Here is a 19,698-nt window from a genome sequence, read left to right as displayed (position 1 = left end):
GAATTTTTTTGCAAACAAAAAAAGCCCCAAATTGGGACTTTAAATGGCCTACATCAGACTGCCGACGGGTTCACTTTTAGTGTGGATAAATCATTCAGCCCCGGCAGACCTACCCGGTAACTCCCCCGTGTCTCGACACCACCCACACCTTGGCTACCACTGATGGTATTGTGCAGAACATCACTCATGTTGACCGTATCCCGCACAGAGGTAAAAGAGGCCTTGGCTGCCACATAGACCGGATCAAGTGCATGAATCAGAATTCTGCCTGGAGAACTGGCAAAGTTCGCTCCAGCGCGCAGCAGTGCCTCAAAATGGGACTGACAGGCCCCTGCCACAATCGTGAGTGCGTCCAGATGACGTTCATATTGTCTGGCCACCTGAATGGCCGCCACAAAATTTTGCGAGTTCTTATAGCTACCAAGACTATATAAGTCATAGGGCTGACGTGTCTTTAACACCCCATCATGACCCGTAATGACCACGATATCCGGACGTACTTTGGGTAATAACCGATATAAGGTATCTGCCATTGCCGATTCGTGGACATATTGTCCCTCTGCGGGCACACGAAGTTGCTCATAAAGATCCATACTTTTTTTCAAATAGTTCGGATCTCCATCCAGATGAAGCACCTTTCCAGGCATTTCAAAATAAGCCGGTTCCTGCTGAGCAGACCAATCCTGTACCAGACCTTCACGATTCCGCTCAGCCTGTTCCATACGATTCTGCTGCAGACGGGACAGAGTCTGATGTGCTTTAATATGCGCCTGTCTGGTCTTGGCGCTTTGTGGTTCGTAAGGAACCTGTATCAAATCGTCCACCGGGGAATCGGCAATCAGCCGGAACTCAGTCCCTTTAATGACCGCAGCATCCAACTGGAGGCCTTCCACCCGAAAAGTCACATCGCCGCCGTATGACTTCCGAACGACCAAGTCTCCGATATTCATCAACGTAATCACCTCTACCCCCATCGTATGGGCAGAGACCCGGTTTGGTTCATTCGAATTTTATAGCGCTGCGCGTACCCCTGCTTCCCACATTACGGTGCTGAGTGTAGCATACTCCTGCAGACTTAACGTTTCTCCGCGTCGGGATGGTTGAATACCTGCCTGCTCCAGCAGAATGTCTGCCTGTTCCCGGTTCTCCTTCGTGAAGAAGCGTGCTTTCAGGTTGTTCGAGATTGTTTTTCTTCGCTGGGCAAAAGAAGCCTGTACCACTTCGAAGTAATGTGCTTCGTCCGGAATCTCCACTGGTGGTTGCTCACGCACTTTCAGCTTAATGACAGCTGATTCCACATTAGGTTGCGGAATGAAGACTGTAGGAGGCACAATACACACAAGCTCCGGCACACTGTAGTACTGAACTGCGATGCTCAGACTGCCGTAATCTTTTGATCCCGGTGCAGCCGCCATCCGTTCAGCCACTTCTTTTTGGATCATGACCACAATGCTGTCTACCGGCAGCTTCTCTTCCAGCAGTTTCATCATGATTGGAGTCGTTACATAATAAGGCAGGTTAGCCACAACACTGACTTTGTCCACGGATGCAAAATCCGTATTAAACAACTCAGCCAGATCCAGCTTCAACACATCTCCATGATGAACACGTACATTCGAATAAGGCTGCATCACTTCTCCCAGGATGGGGATCAAACGCTGATCGATCTCTACAGCTGTGACAGGACCAGCTACCCGAGCGAGTCGTTCCGTGAGGGCTCCAATACCCGGCCCGATCTCTAACGCACCCTTGGACTCGTCCAAATCGGCTGCATTCACAATTTTGTTCAGTATATTTTGATCGATCAAAAAATTCTGACCCAGACTTTTTTTAAATGAGAATCCGTGTCTTTGAATAATCTCTTTGGTTCGTTTGGGCGTTGCAATTTCTATCGTCTCTTCCATGTCCTTCATATGCTCACAATCCTTCACGTTCAATTTGCGCTAATGCTGTAGAGAACTCTTCCCGTGTAATCTGAAATACACTGAGACGTTTGTGGAACTGCTTCCCGTTACAATATCCGATACCCAGCAGGTTACCCATCTCCATGCGACGTGCAGCCGCCTGTGGATGTACGATAAGTCCTGCCGCGATCAGGTCCTCCCAATCGATCAGGCTCGGAGCACCTTCGTATGAAGTATGTACACGTGCCAGAGCATGACGGATCGCCTCCGGTGAGGCATTCTCCACCCCAATGTCCCCTTTGCGGGTTGCATCGGCTTCCGGAATGAAGGCATGCTTGCAGCCAGGGACCTTATTTGCAATAATTTTACGAATGCGTTCGCCGGCATGATCCGGATCTGTCAGTACAATGACTCCCCGTCTCTCCTGAGCAAGCGCAATCCGCTTCAGAATGCGTTGGTTGATGGCTGATCCGCCTGTTTCTATGGTATCGGCTTCCACGGCCCGACGGATGGCTACCGTATCATCACGGCCTTCCACCACAATGACTTCTTTTATCATGTTCCATTTCTTCCTTTCTAACGCAAAAAGAAGAGGAATATCCTCTTCTCTGCCAAACGGCGGGGGAGACTGAATTCAGACCCCTCCGCCGCATATTCCGCATGAATCATTCATGCAACTATTTTATAGCATTCCCATTTCAAAGTAAAACGATTTTAGTTCGCTTCCGGCTTCACCGGACCGATCACGTAGACCGTCTTGCCTTTCTTGCGTCCAAAATTCAGGGCATGCTTCACACTGTCATAATATACATCAATTTTGTTGCCTTTAATGGCACCGCCTGTATCTTCCGCACGACGGAATCCCAGACCTTCGATATACACCCACCAGCCAATTGGAATGACCTTGGGATCAACCGCAATGGTGCGTCCTTCCGTTACACGAGTACCGGAAGCTGTTTTAGTTCCAATGCCAGGCTCTTCGGAAGAGTAGGCCGTCATGGATACATTTTTAAGTACTTTGGAGTATTTAAAAGAAGTCCCGGATACGGTAATTACTTTGCTGCCCGAGGCAGATGTTTTCTTCGAGTTCGTTGTTGTAGCCTTTTTGGTTGTTGAAGTTTGAGCCGATACGGTCTGAATCTCAGGTTCTTTCACGACCGGTTTTGCTTTGGTGCCGACAGCGATCACTTTATCTACACGATTATTCGCGACAGATTTGCCGACCATTTTTTTGGAGACCAATTCTCCATCCTGAAATACCTTTTCGATATGCTGTACAAGTGTGCCTTCTTTGCCGTTTACAACGACCCGGTTATCCCCTTTGTATAAGCTAGGGTCAGCCGTTTTAATGACTTTGTAAGCGATTGGTTGCTCTACCTCCACTGTACGCTTTGTTACGCGCACTACACGGATCTTCATATCCGCTTTGATAGCAGTTCCAAGCGCCGGATACACTTTATCATTACGCTCAACTTGAATACCTGATTTTTGAATTGCATCTTCTACCGATGAATCCGTTGTATACAGAGTCTTGGTGTCTCCGTCTGCCGTAATGTTGACTGGAACGGCCCGCTCAATAACGATTCGGTCTCCATCTGTAATCGCCCCGTTCATGGACATGGATACCTTATCGTGAGGGCTGACTGTGATTGACTGCTCCTCCAGCATTTCCTGAAGCATTCCTGTACGAGTCTCTACCACCTGAGCTTTGCCGTCAATAACCAGTGAAATTTGTTTCCCGGCCTGACCGTAAACGACTAACAAGATCATGATTGTAAGCGCAATTGAGAAAATCGCGATCAATGCCATTTGACGCATGTTCTCATGCTTCCACCGCAACGCGAAAGACTTACTGGATGATCGTGACTCATGGGTCTCTTCTGGTTGGAATGTGCCCACTTCTCCGTCCTCCTTCATAGCCTCGCCGTCTAAAGTAATGCATGATGTCTTTGACGTGACTATACCAAATTTTCTACAGAACACAGATCAGACCATATGACCGGTTCTGCACCATGAATCAATCTTCGCAACATGATGTCATCCTCCTGAATACCTACCGTATGATGACAATATTTCTTTTATTCAAAAACAAAAAAGCCAAAGAAAGAGTGTAAGAGGAACTCTTTCGTGGCTTCCGAATGATTTTGAATATCGGAAATTCATGCACGAGGTTGCCTCTCTTTTTCCGCTTGCGAGGTTAGCTGTCGGGTTCGGGCGAAAGAGAGCCGCCCTATCTTGGGTCACCCGCTCATGGCGGATGCCCTTGAATTCACCCCGAGACCCAAAGAAGAAATCAAATACGGCTTCGCAGTTCCCTTCGCTGCTTTTGGGTCAGCGAACGTTGCGCATCGGCCAAATATACCGATGTTTAAGCCCTATTGGTTCCCCCGCTCTCCGTTAACGGAGACTCAGCGAGACTGATTCATGAAAGTAATGTTGTTTCATCGGAAAGTGTCCCTTTGTTCATCCCCCGAACATCTGTCCAATTTTCCGCACAACAATTCACTGAAAAGATGATATCCTGTTTTGATGCATGTTGTAAAGCGTTGATCAAGTACGTTTTTCTGAATATTTGGTTAAAATATTGTAATATTCTTGATTTATTTGGATCAAAGGGCAAATTAACTCCGCTTACCTGCCTTTTTCACCTCATTTGCTCGTTTTTTTAACGAATTCCAAATCGTTCCATGGCATTTTTGGTGGTTATTGCAGCAATTTCCTCCACCGAAATGCCTTTAATTTCCGCAGCTGCCTCTGCAACCAGACGTACATGCGCTGTCTCATTTCGTTTCCCACGATATGGGTGAGGTGTCAAATATGGCGCATCTGTTTCAATGAAAAACCGGTCCATCGGAACCTTCGCGAGCACCTCTTTGGGCTGTTTTGCATTTTTGAATGTGATCGGTCCTCCGAAGGAGAGATGGAAGCCCATATCGAGACAACTTTTCGCTGTTTCCCAGCTGCCCGAGAACGAGTGCATTACACCACCAACTTCACCCGCCTTCTCTTCACGCAAAATTCTTATGATATCCTCATGTGCATCCCGATTATGGATGACAATCGGCATGTTCACTTCACGCGCCAAAGCAATTTGTTGTCGTAATACGCGATGCTGTATTTCCTTCGGTGAAGTATCCCAGTGATAATCCAATCCAATCTCACCGATGGCAACCACTTTTTCATGCTTGCATAAAGATGCAATCCACTCCAAATCGCCCTCCTGCATTGTAATCGCATCTACGGGGTGCCACCCTACAGCCGCATAGATAAAGTCATACGTTTCAGCGAGTTTCATTGTCGTTGGAATCGTCTCCCGGTTAAAGCCAATGTTGATCATGCGACCAACTCCTGCATCCACCGCACGCTGAATCATGTCCTCGCGGTCCTCGTCGAATTGTGGTGCATCCAGATGTGTATGTGTGTCGAACAGCATCATGTTTGTATCTCCCTTCATGTCGAAATAACGACTATCTCCTGTTGAAAATTCAATTTGTAAAATTCAATAACTCATGGACTCACACAAAAAATATTTTGGGTAATCTGTGTATTACCTCATTCCGTTTGTTTCTTCACAACTACAATATATAGAAGATATACGGATATTCTCATCTATATCTTGCTGATTGTGCTCATTCTACCTGCTTGCATTTACAAAATTATGTCGATCTACATATACTCCCCATTAAAGCAGATTACTGTATCATGAAAAATAGCTCTTTTAGAAAGTGTTTTGATATCGAAATTCTTCATCGGATTACATCCAGACGATTACAAGAAATAGGGGCGTATATGTGACGGTAATTCATGAATAATCGCATCCACCTTGTTTTGCGGGTAATACAAATGATGTTTCCCTCGGTGAAGCCCACTGATGGAACGGACAATGTCAGATACTTCTGACAACTCACGTAAATTGTCCTGTCGATCCAGAAGAAGAATCTGCTTATCTGTGGATTCATCCGGACGAAACACATCATACGGATTATCCGAAGGAAAATCAATTTCAAGATCATATTCGGGATCGAGCCCTGCCTGTACAAAAGCTTCCCGAATCTCTTCCATCATTGTCAAGTCGACCTGTTCAAGCTCTACATACTTATATAACTTGCGATCCATGAAACGTTCGCATAACTCACTCAGAACAGTATCGTCCTCCTTGCGCCACTGCGTAAATGCCGTCTGAATTAATGCTTCATCCAACTGCAAATATTCATCTACGGATAATTCTCCTCCAAATAATTGAGGGAGTGGATCAATCATGAAGCGAAATTGAAAACCATGCTGTATGAGCATTTTCGCTCGCTTGAATATTTGCCGCAATATAATTTCAGAACTACGAGTTACCGGATGGAAGTAAATCTGCCAATACATCTGGTACCGAGACATGAGGTAATCCTCCACAGCATGCATGCCTGACTCCTTGACTACAATCCGTCCATGATAGGGACGCAGCATCCGAAGGATGCGATCAAGGTCAATCGTGCCGTAATTTACACCTGTAAAATAAGCATCCCTGAGCAAATAGTCCATTCGGTCTGCATCAAGCGGGCTGGTCACCAAATTCACCACAATTGGCTTTTCGTACGTTTTTTGAATGACAGACGCGACTTTCTCAGGAAAATCAGGAGCATACCGTCTTAAGATCGCCCCTACTTCGGTATCACCTGTAATAATGCGACAAGTCCAATCTTCGTGATTCATGTCAAAAGCTTCCTCGATGGAGTGAGAGAATGGCCCATGCCCGAGATCATGAAGTAGAGCTGCGCACAGAGCTACAATCTTTTCTTCCTTCGGCCAATCCGAATAATGACTTCTTTCAAACTGAGAGATGATCTTACGTGTGATCTCATAAACACCTAGTGAATGTGAGAACCGACTATGCTCTGCTCCGTGAAAGGTAAGGTAAGAAGTACCTAGTTGACGAATCCGGCGTAAACGCTGAAATTCCGGCGTGTTAATTAACTGCCATATAACCGGATCTTGCACGTGGATATAATTATGTACCGGATCTTTGAATACTTTCTCTTCCGTTAAACGTTGTTCCATGTCGACTCACTCCTTTAATTTCTTTTATATTAACGCTTTGGACTCTACGATTCATCTAAGATTCGACACGCCATGACGAACTTTGTCGAATAAGGTAATTTTGTCGTTTTCCAAATCGACAAAGCTGACATTGTTGTTTAAATGCGAAAAACGGCTACCAATCCCTTACCACCAGTAACCTTGTGAAAAACAGCCTTAATTTTAAGCTAATTTTAAGGTTGACTGTTTTGGGAATCGTTGGTATGATGGGTATCATAAAACATAAAATAATGTCGAATAATGACAATGATAGTTAGCTGAGAGGAGCACTGATTATAATGATGAAATCAACAGGTATTGTAAGAAAAGTGGACGAACTGGGACGGGTAGTTATTCCAATTGAATTGCGCCGTACGCTCGGTATTGGTGAAAAAGATGCTCTGGAAATCTATGTTGACGGCGAGCGCATCATGTTGAAAAAATATGAGCCTGCTTGTATCTTCTGTGGTAATGCAGAGAATGTTACTTACTTCAAAGGTAAAATTGTTTGTAACGAATGTATTTCCGAAATCCCTGCACCTGTGACAAAATAAGAACAACCAGGTATACTGGACTTATTACATTGTTATTTCTAACCTTTTTAATATTCCTTAATGGCCTTCCCGGTGTGAACCCCACCGCGGAAGGTATTTTTTTGCCCTGTTATGGGTTCCTTAATGTTGTATAAGGTTCTTTTCAGGTTATGTTCCCCATAACAGAACATATATGGTTAGATTGGCTACTCAATTAACGCATTATATACATCCCGCTTCGTCAGACCACGATCGGTCGCCGTTTTTTTCATCGCATCTTTGCGATTATATCCTTCACCCTCATAATGGCTGACATGATCCGCGAGTGACATCAGCTGCCACCATGCTTCGCGCTCAGCCTTACGCTCCTCTTCCTTAATCCCTTCTACCAGCAAACAGTACTCGCCAAGAGGTGGATGCTCTTCAAGCCAGTCTATACATTCCTTCACAGTGCCCCTTGCGAATTCCTCATGACGCTTGGTTAGTTCACGAGCCAGGACAATCGAGCGATCACCCAGAATCTCTTCGAGGTGGACTAATGTTTTTCGAATACGGTGAGGTGATTCATAAAATAACAAAGTCCCGTTGGATTCGTCAAAAGCCTCCAGCACTTTTCGCATGTCCTTTTTCTCCCGCGGCAAAAAACCGCCGAATGTGAAACGCTCCGTCGGTAATCCGGACACGATCAGAGCAGACAAGGCAGCATTGGGTCCAGGGATGGGAATGACCGTTATTCCAGCTGCCAGTGCAAGCTGTACAAGGTCGGAACCAGGGTCGGAAATGGCCGGTAGACCGGCATCACTGACGAGTGCCAAATTTTTTCCTTCTATTATATAGCGTATCAGTTCAGGTCCACTCGCCCCCTTATTATGCTCATGATAACTAAACAGCATCGAAGGTGTAATTTCAAAATGGGTAAGCAGCTTTCGGGTCTGGCGTGTGTCCTCTGCTGCAATGATGTCACAACTCTGCAATGTCTTGATCGCTCGGAAGGTCATGTCCTCCAGATTACCAATGGGTGTTCCAACCAGATACAGCTTGCCTGATCCTTCAAGCTGCTCCGCATAGCTTTTCTGAATATGCAAAGTCATCTATAGTCCTCCTTTCGTAGTACGCTCAGTATGCTGCTGGCCATAGTAAATATCCATAATCTCTTCGCAATATTTCCCCTCTTCATTGTAGACAATGAGTGGAGGAAGCATCCTTACTTCAGGTTTACCATCTTTCATGCCTTCAATTAATACCATGTTAGCTTCCAGATGAGCACGGGGATGTACCATCCGAATCCGTTTTGGCTCCAGCTTATACTCACGCATGAGGGAGATAATCTCTGCAAGTCGCTGTGGACGATGAACCATCGATACTTTGCCGCCATTACGTACAAGGCGACTGCAAGCCTGGATCACTTCTTCCAGCGTACATCCGATCTCATGACGTGCCATTGCCTGATGTGTGTTCATTTTGAGGTCACTGCCATTCAGGGGCATATATGGGGGGTTAACCGTTATTGCATCGAATACAGCATGTCCCGTTTCTTTCACCAGTTCCCGCAAATCACCTTCACGAATCATAATCGATTCATCCAGTGCATTTAATTGTACGCTGCGACGAGCCATATCAGCCAAACGAGGCTGAATCTCGATCCCCTCCAGACTAGCCTGCGTACGCGTTGTAAGCAGAATGGGAACCACCCCGTTACCTGTACACAAATCAAGTATACGACCCCGTTTAGGTACGGAAGCAAATCGGGCTAATAATACCGCATCCATCGAAAAACTGAACACTTCATCACTCTGAATGATTCTTAAATCATGAGAGAGCAGATCATCAATCCGCTCTGACTCATGTAACACAACTTCATTTGCTTTCATATATTACGCTCATCCTCCGGTACTCTATATCTCATCTTCATTACATTTAAGTTTGTAACCTTGAAAAAAAACCGTAGGGGATCCCTACGGTCACTTCATTTATTCAAAAAAGACAGGCAGAACAGACAATCGCCTTCCGTCCGCAGATGTCCATAATAGACGTTGCAGATATGGAAGCCTTCGTGATACAACCGGGCCAGATTATCATAGCCTTCACCCACAACATCTTCACCTGTAGCCGGACCTGCTGGTCTTGCTACGGGAGCGAGTGCTGAGGAGATCGGCAGATCTGCTGGTGCCTCACGTTTGAGCAGTTTGCGTAACTGCTCATTCTCGATGGTAAGCCGCTGATTATCCTCAAGCAGCTCCTTCACAATCATTTTTAACTCTCCTAAATCACCGTGCAACTGACCCAGTTGGGTTTCCATTTCATGAATGTGCGTAAACAGATTTTTCTTTTCCAAGTTTCCACCCCGAAGCAACCTTTATGGTTTACTTGATAACGACGTCATCCAGCGGAAGTTCTTTGACTTTACTGATGTCGAACAGTTGAACATGGACTGTGCGGCTACCGGCATTAATTCCGACAACTTTTCCTTCACCCAATGAGGTGACGACCAATTTGCCTACAGCTGGCAGTTCTTCTCTCACACTTTCATAGTTATCATGCTCAAATTTCAGACAGCACATGAGTCTTCCGCACAACCCTGAAATTTTCGTCGGATTCAGTGACAGGCTCTGATCTTTAGCCATCTTGATTGATACCGGCTCAAAGTCTCCCAGCCAGGAAGAACAACACAATACACGGCCGCAAGGTCCGATACCGCCAAGCATCTTCGCTTCATCACGTACACCAATCTGTCTCAGCTCGATTCGTGTCCGGAATATGCTTGCCAGATCCTTGACCAGCTCCCGGAAATCGACTCTTCCTTCAGCTGTAAAATAAAATATGATTTTATTGCGATCAAACGTAAATTCCACATCGACCAGCTTCATTTTGAGGCCATGGTCTTTGATTTTATTTAAACAAGTACCGAATGCTTCCTTCGCTGCACGCTTATTTTCATCAACCACACGGGCATCGGTCTCGCCCGCAACGCGGATGACTTTCTTCAGCGGCAACACCACATCGGACTCGCCCACTTCCTTCTTACCAACAACAACCTTACCGTACTCTACCCCCCGCGCTGTCTCCACGATAACGCAGTTTTCTTTCTCAATGGGAAGGTCTAGGGGATCGAAGTAATAAATTTTGCCCGCTTTTTTGAAACGGACACCCACTACACTGTACAAAAAATTAACCCCCTTGTAAGCCAACCCCACTTCGTCTGAAGCCCCGTCTTCTTAGGGAACCGGCCGAAGTTATAACCGTTTGCATATGATTGGAACTAACATATCCCTCTCCCAGTCTTATGCCAAACCGATCAAAAATTGCTCCAGACAAAGCTGGCCATTGACGTTGAAACGCAATTTTTTTCTGCATGCTGCGGCCATATCCATATAGGAGACCCACTGCTCTGTGCTGCGGGTATGTGCCAACTGAGATAACATGTCTAACTGATCTATAAAAACGATATGTTCATGCCTATCGTACTGAACATATAGCATGTCCCTAAACCATAGATGGAACAAACTAAGTAACATGTCCAGATGTTCAGAGAGTCCGGTTTTAAAAAGCTTCTGCTGTGCAGAGATCAATGATGTACTTCCTCTACCCAGGGACTCCTTCCCTAATTGTAACATTACGTTTCTAATTTCTGCAAACCAATTCTGCTGGAGAATTTCTCTACATGCTTCCAATCCTGACGCTAAATGGACGGCAGAGCGAGCCAGATTGGCAGGGTGCCCTTCCTCAATTAGTGATTGCAGCATCTCTTCCGGATTCAGTGCGCTGAACGGCACCAATTGGGAACGGGAACGAATCGTAGGCAACATGGCCTGTCCATTATCTGTAATCAGAATGCCGACTGCTGGTACCTGCGGTTCCTCCAGAAATTTGAGCAAACTGTTTGCTGCCTGCACCGTCATTTTCTCGGCTTGTTCTATAATATATACTTTGGGATGGCCTGCCTCTGATCGGTATGAAAAGATACGCTGCAGATCCCGGATTTGATCTATTTTAATGTTGTTTCCATCTGGTGCAAGCATGGTTAGATCCGGATGGTTACCATGCTCCACCTTACGACATTCAAGACACTGCCCGCACGCATCATCTTCAAGCTCTGTACAGAATATTGCCTTGGCAAAGGTAATTGCCGTCTTCTGTTGCCCGCTACCAGCTGGACCGCTAAACAGATACGCGTGGCTTATTGCGTGACGTCTCAAACTGCTTTGTAACATTTGCTTGGCCGCTTGTTGACCCATAATCTGTTGAAAGGACATACTTCCTCCTCAGAAGCTTAAATTAATAAGCATCCCCCGAATTTCGCCTACTTGTTGTAATAGAGAGATTTTTCCTTCTTCTGTATCCAGCAATTCATCAGCCATGGATAACAGAGCGGAGTCAATTTCATCAATCAGCTTATAACGCTTGCCTCTGCCACGACGATCCCAACCCCTTGTCTCTTTCATGGATACACCGCGACGAACGGTCTCTTCCAGGAACCTTTTAACAAGTTGCTTGTACGCCTTCAGTTCACGAATCGTCATGGAACGTGCCAAGCGATCGCCCTGAAGCTGGATTTCACTAAACCGGCGATTCAGTTCAGCTTGTGAGGCCCGTTCCCCCTGGTGGTTCATCATATCAGAGAAATTTTTGGATTGAACCGGTTTGGAACCTGAATCAGTAGAACTGATCCCGCTCTGAATCGGTCTGAATCCAGGATTGATTTTCATGGATACGCCCGCTTTCTATCATAGTTAGCCAATCGCCCATCAGCACAGTGCGCGTTGCGCCTGTGCGTGAGGATGAGGCTTGTATATGTGCTGATCACACTCTATATATAATGGTAGATACTCATCACCATCAAGGACTTGTTGTTTGTAGTCAACCTCTTTCCGGATGAGCATTCCCCAGCTAGGAAATGCTCACCCGGAAAGAATGTGCCAATTCTTCTGATCAAGAAAGGTGGTTCCATTACGCAGCACGCACGAATTCCATTTAAATCTTCTTGCTTCCATCGTTTCCAACATGCTATCAATCATCATGAAAGACCCTCATGGGATCCATGCAAAAAGTTTAAATTAGAAATGTTCGAAGCGATCTACCGGGAGAACAAATACAGTAGCTCCACCTACTTGAACTTCAACAGGTAGCGGCAGGTAAGAGTCGGTTGTTCCACTCATCGGTGTGACCGGAGTCACGAGCTGTTCACGAACCTTACAGCTGCTGCGAATGACGTTCATAACGGACTCGACTTGACCATCATCGACACCGATCATAAACGTCGTGTTGCCTGCCTTCAAAAATCCACCCGTACTGGCCAACTTCGTTGCCCGAAAGTTTGCTTTGACCAATGCGCTGGATAATCGGTTGCTGTCTTTATCCTGTATAATCGCAACAATCAGTTTCATCCTGCATAACCTCCTTTAGAATAAGCACCTTTATTAAATGCCCTGTCTATATATTAGACAATTACTCGTCAAAATCCTTCAAAATCCCTGTCTCCAGCGACAAAATCATCGCTGTCAAAACATCCTCCTGCTTCATGGAAGCATCGATAACTCTGATTCGTTCCGGGAACTGCTCTTTTAATAGGAAGTAACCCTCTCGCACTTTACGGTGAAATTCCAGGTTCTCCAGATCCAAACGGTTCACTTCGCGGCCATCATGAGCGTTAATCCGTGCAAGGCCCACTTCAGGCTCGATGTCCAGATACAAGGTCACATCCGGCATGAGATCCCCGATCGCAAAGCGATTAATGGCCCATACATTCTCTATCCCGAGTCCACGGGCATATCCTTGATAGACCAGACTGCTATCGACAAATCGGTCACAGATGACTGCTTTCCCAGCTCTCAGCGCAGGTTCTACCTTCTCCGCCAGATGCTGGCTGCGTGCAGCTGCATATAATAGCGCTTCGGTTCGAGCATCCATAGCCGTATGAAGAGGGTCCAGGATAATGGAACGTATTTTCTCCGCAATCTCAATTCCGCCAGGCTCTCGCGTAACTACGTAAGGTATACCCCGTTCTTCAAAATAAGAACCTATTCTACCAATCATCGTTGTTTTACCGGAACCCTCTCCCCCTTCCAGCGTAATGAATTTACCTCTGCCCTGCATATGCTTCCCTGCTTTCTATGTCGATAATTGCATCTATTGCTGCTGTAGTGAATATGCTTAGACCCTCTTGCTACAGGATATGATCTCCCCCGCCCAGAGGTGTATAGCTACAGCTATATCGGTACGTAATAATAAAACCAAGATCATACAAGCTTGTTTCTTTCTATAATACTATAGGTCAGCGGTTACTCCAACATGAACAACAAAGTAACACGTTCAACCGTAGATGATCCATACCCATAATGGAAGCATAATTGATCCGGCAATGGCACTAACAATCATGGATACTGAACTGAGGGTTACTGCATTCTCTCCATATTCAAAAGACCTTGCCATGCCGAGGGCATGAGATGCTGAACCCAGTCCAATTCCATAGGCATGTTTACTGCGGACTTTGGCCCATTTCAAGAGCATCGGCCCTAGTAATATCCCGGAGAATCCTGCAATCATCACAAACAGCGATGTGAATGAGGCATTCCCTCCAACCTGATTAGCAAGTTGAATAGCAACAGGAGTGGTCACGGACTTCGGCAATAAAGCGATGACCATCTCTTGAGGATAACCAAGCAGAATGGCGATTAAGGCACCTGTGGAGACACCTGTAATACTACCTCCGATCGTTCCACCCACAATTGGAATAATATTTTGTTTCAGCACATGCAGATGTCTGGACAGGGGAAAAGCGAGAGATACAACTGCTGGTCCCAGGAGCTCCTGTATCCATCTGCCACCCAGCATGTAAGTATCCAGCTTTATACTGGAAATCACCAAGATCAGGATCATTATGGCAGTTGTTGTGAGTACAGGCATAAGTATCGGCCATTTCAGCCTTTTATATAGACGACTGGCTGGAATATATACAGCGATGGTTAGCGCGATCATTCCAATTCCGAGGATGAATGCTGACAAGTGATCGCCTCCTTTATACCTGATTGAGACGATCTCCATGTCATGAGCCACTCACTTAATTTGGCAGATATCAGACATGTGACTAATGTGCTCACGATCAAACCAATAACCAATAACAATGTGTTGGCTCTAAAAAAATCAAAATGATTCATAATGCCCACAGTTGGCGGGATAAACAACAATTGCAGATGAGATTGAAGCCACGTCGACCCTTCTTCTCCCCAGCTCATTTTGATCCATCCCAGTTGAATGGTAATAAACAATACCAGCATGCCCACAATACTGCCTGTTAACGGCAAATGTAATATAGCTTTAATCAAGTTCCCAATCCAATAAAAACCGTACATCAACAGAACTTGCAGGACTATTCCTGTATATTTTTTTAGCGGAATACCCAAAGTGTTCCCTTCTTTCTTATGTCTATCATTATAAGTTGAACTAGCAAGTAGATTAATGACCAAGAGACCCTCACATGTGTAGGGCCCGGCATCACTATCCGTACTGTCGCAAACTACCTTTGGTAAATGCAATTCAGACTTCTATGCGTATCTTTCAATCCTTCATGACTTTCAATACCTGTAGAGATACATCTGATACCCCGTGAAACTTTGCTCCTTCATCCCGTAGGAGTTGTATACGTTTCACCATCGATGAACTTAGGCGTTCACCCGGATATACAAGCGGAATGCCTGGAGGATACGGGACTACCATCTCAGCTGATCGACAGCCCGCACTTTCTTCTATCGGAACATTGATCGTATCCGTCTCCACAATTGGTTGCAGTGTGAAGGAGATCGGTTCGGAGTAACCAGTGTTTTCTTGTAAATTGTTCCACGTGGAAATATAATGCGCAGAATCTTTAGCGAGCTGATGTGATGGCGCTGCATTGGATTGGACCTGCTCATGCCCATCGGCAGAGCTGATATGGTGTAAAGCCTGCAACAAGTGCTGAGCATCTTGCACCGTTGAGCCCAGGCTGAAGAGCAAGACGACGTACCGTTCGTCGCTCATCTCGGGCACACAGCCGCATGCTTCCAGCTGCTGCTGTAGCCCATAACCGCTCAGCACCCCTGCGCCGTCATAGATGACGGCCTTGAATGGGTCCTGAGCGGTATACCCCGCGGCAGATGTCATCGCCGCCACGTTAAGGCCCTCCCGTGTCTGCTGCGCAGCGGACACGGACATGCCAGCCGGCTTCGCTGTTCCGGCTGGCGGTTCTGGCTGCAGCGGCTGTGCAGACTGCAGCAACTGGAAGCGCGGCAGCTCTGCGAGACCGCGCTTAAAGGCATTCACGGCGGCGAGTCCCGCCGTGAATGTGTCCGCGCCCTGCACGTGCAGCAGCCGGCGCGCCAGATCGAGCGAAGCCATCACCGGGTATGATGGGCTTGAGCTTTGCACCATGGCCAGGCGCTGCCTTAACAGGGACCGGTTTAACCGTGGTCCCTGAATGTGCAGCATGGCACCCATGGTGAAGGCCGTCAGCATCTTATGCGTCGACTGCACAACACCGTCTGCTCCGCATGACAGTGCAGAGACAGGCAGTTCCGGATGCTGCCCATAATGCGCGCCATGCGCTTCATCCACGAGCAATGGCATGCCAGCGGCGTGGCACACCTCGGCTATGGGCGTCAGATCAGCGCCCATGCCGTAATAATTGGGCAACGTGACTAGTACTCCCTTTGCCTCAGGATAAGACTGGACAGCAGCCTGAACCGTCTCCACCGACGGCATGACCGCAAGTCCAGACGCAGGATCGACCCACGGCTCCAGAAATACAGCTCTTGCGCCGGCCAGCATTAATCCGTGAATAACGGATTTGTGTACATTCCGTTGCACCAGCACAATACTGTTCACCTCATCACATACGGTAAGCAATAAGGACAGATTACCGGCCGTACTGCCTCCCACAAGGAAGAAACTTTCCTCAGCTCCAAAACAATCTGCTGCAAGCTCCTGCGCTTCCCGAATCACACCTTCCGGATGATGCAAGTCATCAGTGCCCGTAATCTCTGTAACATCCATCTCCATCATCTCCAGGAATGAACGATCCGGTACCAACCCTATTCCCGAATGAGTCCCTTCATCGCTGAGTCGTTCCCTACTTCCCATGTCATCCCCATGTTTCTTCACTGAACTGAATCGCTCTAGCCTTCGGTTAACATTTCTACCTGTATCACTTTGAATCTCTCCGTTGTGCTGACATTCCTCATTAATAATCTCCTTAACATGATTTTGTCCTGGTTGTCCTGCTTCTGCTTCTTCTTCCACCAACTGTCGGTAGGCTTGTCCATTCTTATGCCCAGGCACATGAAAAGAACGCTGCTTCGAATCACGATACGCAAGCAACGCTTCATATAAAGGGGCTCTACTTGATTTAGTTTTATAATCCATGAAATAACCATCCTGTACATATATAATGTGCGTCCGATACGTTCCAAAATGCTTCCTAATCTAAGGACGCCCTTCTTCCCCAACTCCACACGCGCTACTGCAATTTTTTTATATCATTATATCAGCATACGCCTTCCTTAAATGGCAGACAAGACTATCTCTCGTAAAAACAGAAAAAGGCCCATTGGGCCTCTACACACATCAGCATCGTTACAATGTGATGTTTCGCTTCTACTTCTATTAGCTGTATTCATTTATGCGTTTTTTTGTACCCAAATTTGCTTCATTTGATGAATAAAATAATTGTACTTGGCATCCTGCGCATCGGTATGAACCATTTCTGCTTCACAAGTGTCACATATGAATTCAGATACAATAAAAATGCCTTCTTTTTTTCTTTGCTCGCAGATAATACATGTGTGTTCGGCATGTTCTTCCATGAACCATCCCACCTTGTTTTACGTTTACTATCAGTATTGCACAGTTTCTATTATTTTATACATTTTCATAGTGCTTTCTTTCTATAAAATATATATATTCGCCCGCCCCCTCTAGGGTGTCTGTACCGAAAAATACATCCATTCTTCTTATCATGAGCCTTCCTCCAATCATGTCTACATAGTTATCCTACATCCATCGCATTTTCCTTAAAATCACGCATCCCTTAGTCTGGCTCAAAACTTATATTCAAATTACTTAAAAAAACTTGGAATCGCAGCCGATATATAATACATGATAACGATATCAAAGCCTGACAGTCCATGCATTCGAGAGTATACTGAGATAAGCTCTGTCGAATCTCAATATCTTGTACATTCGTCATGGCGTGAGATACAAGGTTCATATATACATACATGATTCATTCCCTTTTACACGTATAAGAAAAACGAATACCTATCCCACACAAACGTGAATTTGAAGGAGGATATATAATCGTATGATCGCCGAACCGGAGAATAAAGCAACATTTTATCAATACCGGCTCTTGAAAAAAAAGGCTATCGCCCGCAGTGTCATCTATAGTTATCTGTGCCTGCCGGTCATCATGCTCTTATTCAATCTACTTGCATTCTCCTGGACTGGCCTCTTCTTTTTTGTACTGGCAGGCCCAATCACCATCTGGATTCATTATGTCATCGCCAGAACGATATTACTTCTGGTCCGTACCTCTTACGCCAAACGGTGGCGCTGGAATCTGCGTATGCCTTGGTTGGGTTATATCCCTGATCAGCATTTCAGCTTCCGTATGTTTGTCCGGGTACACCTTAACATGAGCTGGATTGGACTATGTATCATTACAGTATGTTTGATATGGTCGCCTTTGTCCTTCACCCTCTCGCTGATCTTCTGGCATTTGTGGTTACTGGGTCCTCGCTTATATGTTGTAATGGTACTCTCCCGCGAACGCAAAGATGGACTCATCAAATTGAATGAACAAGATGTCTCATACTATCTGCAATAATTATTGTCCTTCATACATTTAATAGTATCTGTACCTCATTTACCTGTAATACATAATGGCCTGAGCCCCTCGGATATTTGTTGGAAAAAAACAAGATCCCGTATCGTCCAGTGGACTCAGCCTCACATGCTCAAACAAAGGTTATCCACAGTGGATAACCTTTGTTTTTCGTCCCCTTCTTATCCCTTATCCACAGTATGGGTATAGTCAAATTAGTTATCCCCACATCAGGCACCGTTCTCCTCCTCTTTTCATCTGTCGTTCCATAGTCTCCTCACCCAGGTATCTCGTAGGTCTTACACCTTTGAGCGATCTCGATCTCTTGCTCAGTCTCATCTCTAGTCCTCTACCTTTAAAGCTCAGGCACTCCCCTATATACTAGTTCAATCACGTATACTCGCCTTCCTGTACGACAATCTACTCCTAATATTCTGTACCTTTATAACCTCCCCTGCATTACGCCTTAGGTCATCCGATCACGAATGCCTACTTTGTAAAATAACAAAAAGCCCCCGATCAAGCACACGGGAGCTTTACTATATAAGGAACATCACAGTGTTAATTTCCATATCCAATCTTACACGCGACAACTCAATCGTCTTCATCCAATGATTTAACTGTCGTTTGAGTAGCATCATTTCTAGGAACCATTAGTGTAAAGGATCCATCATGTACTGCTAAATGCACAGTATGCCCTTCCTTTGCAAATACACGCAAGGTACTGGATTCATTGGATGTACCCTTGGCTTGCCTCTCTGTCCAACCCCAGCTTTTAATCTCGTCTAGATATACCTCAGGCAAGCTAGTACTCTCACTAATACCAGACAGCGTATATCGAACATAATCCATATCCGAATTGTTCTCGGACTGGTCAGATTTATTCGCTACTTTAGGCACCGGGAAACTCTTCTCGTTCACCGCACCTTCATATGAAGTCCATACAGATCCTGAAGCTTCACCGCATCCTGCCAGAACAACGGTCAAACAAAGCAACAGAATTGATTGTAGTCCAAGTCTCCGCCAACTTAACACACACACCCTCCTTTTCACAGCTGCACATTCCAGCTCTGTGGTCAGGTACTTTTAGCATATTTAACATAGTCCTATTATACTGGTTTTGCCGCTGTTATCCGTAACAAAAATGTTACCTTCATTTAACGATCATCTTAGAGCTTCAATTCGTCATCTCTAATCCTTATAAACAAATAAAAACCACCACCGAATAACATCGGCAGTGGTTCTTTGCTTGGCGGCGTCCTACTCTCCCAGGACCCTGCGGTCCAAGTACCATCGGCGCTAGAGGGCTTAACGGTCGTGTTCGGGATGGGTACGTGTGGAACCC

21 protein-coding genes, 1 rRNA gene and 1 riboswitch are annotated in these 19,698 nt (G+C 45.9%); of the genes, 2 read left to right on the top strand and 20 right to left on the bottom strand.

Annotated features, from left to right (window positions below; all coding sequences use genetic code 11):
• Positions 1-53 precede the first annotated feature (53 nt).
• From yabG to ACE3K2_RS21985, 6 genes are all read right to left on the bottom strand, one after another.
• Complete coding sequence (yabG, locus tag ACE3K2_RS22010; protein WP_421895059.1) at positions 54-950, bottom strand: sporulation peptidase YabG; 897 nt, start codon at positions 948-950, stop codon at positions 54-56.
• Positions 951-1,010: 60 nt separating this feature from the next.
• Positions 1,011-1,913: a 16S rRNA (adenine(1518)-N(6)/adenine(1519)-N(6))-dimethyltransferase RsmA gene (rsmA, locus tag ACE3K2_RS22005; protein ID WP_421895056.1), complete on the bottom strand. Its 903-nt coding sequence runs from the start codon at positions 1,911-1,913 to the stop codon at positions 1,011-1,013.
• 4 nt (positions 1,914-1,917) lie between these two features.
• Positions 1,918-2,463: a ribonuclease M5 gene (gene rnmV / locus ACE3K2_RS22000; protein WP_017691379.1), complete on the bottom strand. Its 546-nt coding sequence runs from the start codon at positions 2,461-2,463 to the stop codon at positions 1,918-1,920.
• Positions 2,464-2,618: 155 nt separating this feature from the next.
• Positions 2,619-3,803 carry a ubiquitin-like domain-containing protein gene (locus ACE3K2_RS21995; RefSeq protein WP_421895053.1) on the bottom strand — a complete coding sequence of 395 codons (1,185 nt, stop codon included), beginning with the start codon at positions 3,801-3,803 and terminating at the stop codon, positions 2,619-2,621.
• A 271-nt stretch (positions 3,804-4,074) separates the two neighbouring features.
• Positions 4,075-4,328: riboswitch (cyclic di-AMP (ydaO/yuaA leader) on the bottom strand.
• Between the two features lie 241 nt (positions 4,329-4,569).
• On the bottom strand, positions 4,570-5,340 hold the full coding sequence (locus ACE3K2_RS21990) for a TatD family hydrolase (RefSeq protein ID WP_190945000.1): 771 nt from the start codon (positions 5,338-5,340) through the stop codon (positions 4,570-4,572).
• Between the two features lie 332 nt (positions 5,341-5,672).
• Positions 5,673-6,950 (bottom strand): HD domain-containing protein, encoded by a 1,278-nt coding sequence (locus ACE3K2_RS21985; protein ID WP_421895049.1) that lies wholly within the window; start codon positions 6,948-6,950, stop codon positions 5,673-5,675.
• A 317-nt stretch (positions 6,951-7,267) separates the two neighbouring features.
• Here ACE3K2_RS21985 and ACE3K2_RS21980 point away from each other — a divergent pair, with 317 nt between their 5' ends.
• The gene (locus ACE3K2_RS21980; RefSeq protein WP_024633700.1) at positions 7,268-7,522 is read left to right on the top strand and encodes an AbrB/MazE/SpoVT family DNA-binding domain-containing protein; all 255 of its coding nucleotides are present in this window, start codon (positions 7,268-7,270) and stop codon (positions 7,520-7,522) included.
• A 185-nt stretch (positions 7,523-7,707) separates the two neighbouring features.
• Here ACE3K2_RS21980 and rsmI read toward each other — a convergent pair whose 3' ends face one another.
• The 12 genes from rsmI to ACE3K2_RS21920 all read right to left on the bottom strand — a co-directional run bounded on the left by rsmI (position 7,708) and on the right by ACE3K2_RS21920 (position 17,334).
• On the bottom strand, positions 7,708-8,592 hold the full coding sequence (gene rsmI / locus ACE3K2_RS21975; RefSeq protein ID WP_421895045.1) for a 16S rRNA (cytidine(1402)-2'-O)-methyltransferase: 885 nt from the start codon (positions 8,590-8,592) through the stop codon (positions 7,708-7,710).
• Positions 8,593-9,372, bottom strand: a complete 780-nt coding sequence (locus ACE3K2_RS21970) for a tRNA1(Val) (adenine(37)-N6)-methyltransferase (protein WP_421895042.1) — start codon at positions 9,370-9,372, stop codon at positions 8,593-8,595.
• A 95-nt stretch (positions 9,373-9,467) separates the two neighbouring features.
• Positions 9,468-9,836, bottom strand: a complete 369-nt coding sequence (gene yabA / locus ACE3K2_RS21965; RefSeq protein WP_017691386.1) for a DNA replication initiation control protein YabA — start codon at positions 9,834-9,836, stop codon at positions 9,468-9,470.
• 28 nt (positions 9,837-9,864) lie between these two features.
• On the bottom strand, positions 9,865-10,665 hold the full coding sequence (locus ACE3K2_RS21960) for a PSP1 domain-containing protein (RefSeq protein WP_053778939.1): 801 nt from the start codon (positions 10,663-10,665) through the stop codon (positions 9,865-9,867).
• A 117-nt stretch (positions 10,666-10,782) separates the two neighbouring features.
• The gene (holB, locus tag ACE3K2_RS21955; protein WP_421895038.1) at positions 10,783-11,754 is read right to left on the bottom strand and encodes a DNA polymerase III subunit delta'; all 972 of its coding nucleotides are present in this window, start codon (positions 11,752-11,754) and stop codon (positions 10,783-10,785) included.
• A 9-nt stretch (positions 11,755-11,763) separates the two neighbouring features.
• Positions 11,764-12,207, bottom strand: coding sequence for a YaaR family protein (locus ACE3K2_RS21950; protein ID WP_017691389.1), 444 nt, complete (start codon positions 12,205-12,207; stop codon positions 11,764-11,766).
• Positions 12,208-12,555: 348 nt separating this feature from the next.
• Positions 12,556-12,885 carry a cyclic-di-AMP receptor gene (locus tag ACE3K2_RS21945; protein ID WP_017691391.1) on the bottom strand — a complete coding sequence of 110 codons (330 nt, stop codon included), beginning with the start codon at positions 12,883-12,885 and terminating at the stop codon, positions 12,556-12,558.
• 61 nt (positions 12,886-12,946) lie between these two features.
• On the bottom strand, positions 12,947-13,594 hold the full coding sequence (gene tmk, locus ACE3K2_RS21940; RefSeq protein ID WP_421895033.1) for a dTMP kinase: 648 nt from the start codon (positions 13,592-13,594) through the stop codon (positions 12,947-12,949).
• 216 nt (positions 13,595-13,810) lie between these two features.
• A complete protein-coding gene (locus ACE3K2_RS21935) occupies positions 13,811-14,503 on the bottom strand; it encodes an LrgB family protein (protein WP_421895030.1) in 693 nt (230 codons plus the stop codon).
• Positions 14,473-14,823: a CidA/LrgA family protein gene (locus ACE3K2_RS21930; RefSeq protein ID WP_421895027.1), complete on the bottom strand. Its 351-nt coding sequence runs from the start codon at positions 14,821-14,823 to the stop codon at positions 14,473-14,475. The genes ACE3K2_RS21935 and ACE3K2_RS21930 overlap by 31 nt, the downstream gene beginning before the upstream one ends.
• A gap of 232 nt (positions 14,824-15,055) precedes the next feature.
• The gene (locus tag ACE3K2_RS21925; protein WP_421895024.1) at positions 15,056-16,894 is read right to left on the bottom strand and encodes an aminotransferase class I/II-fold pyridoxal phosphate-dependent enzyme; all 1,839 of its coding nucleotides are present in this window, start codon (positions 16,892-16,894) and stop codon (positions 15,056-15,058) included.
• Positions 16,895-17,148: 254 nt separating this feature from the next.
• The gene (locus ACE3K2_RS21920) at positions 17,149-17,334 is read right to left on the bottom strand and encodes a sigma factor G inhibitor Gin (protein WP_315939719.1); all 186 of its coding nucleotides are present in this window, start codon (positions 17,332-17,334) and stop codon (positions 17,149-17,151) included.
• A 497-nt stretch (positions 17,335-17,831) separates the two neighbouring features.
• On the opposite strand from ACE3K2_RS21920, the gene ACE3K2_RS21915 reads away from it, so the two are divergent.
• The gene (locus ACE3K2_RS21915) at positions 17,832-18,356 is read left to right on the top strand and encodes a hypothetical protein (protein ID WP_076216777.1); all 525 of its coding nucleotides are present in this window, start codon (positions 17,832-17,834) and stop codon (positions 18,354-18,356) included.
• 591 nt (positions 18,357-18,947) lie between these two features.
• Here the strand turns inward: ACE3K2_RS21915 and ACE3K2_RS21910 are convergent.
• Positions 18,948-19,388, bottom strand: coding sequence for a hypothetical protein (locus ACE3K2_RS21910; protein WP_421895019.1), 441 nt, complete (start codon positions 19,386-19,388; stop codon positions 18,948-18,950).
• Positions 19,389-19,600: 212 nt separating this feature from the next.
• Positions 19,601-19,698: ribosomal RNA gene (gene rrf, locus ACE3K2_RS21905) — 5S ribosomal RNA — on the bottom strand; the annotation flags it as partial.

Origin of the sequence: Paenibacillus sp., from assembly GCF_048976745.1 — a bacterium.
Taxonomy (GTDB): domain Bacteria; phylum Bacillota; class Bacilli; order Paenibacillales; family Paenibacillaceae; genus Paenibacillus.
This window is presented reverse-complemented; position numbering and strand designations above follow the sequence as displayed.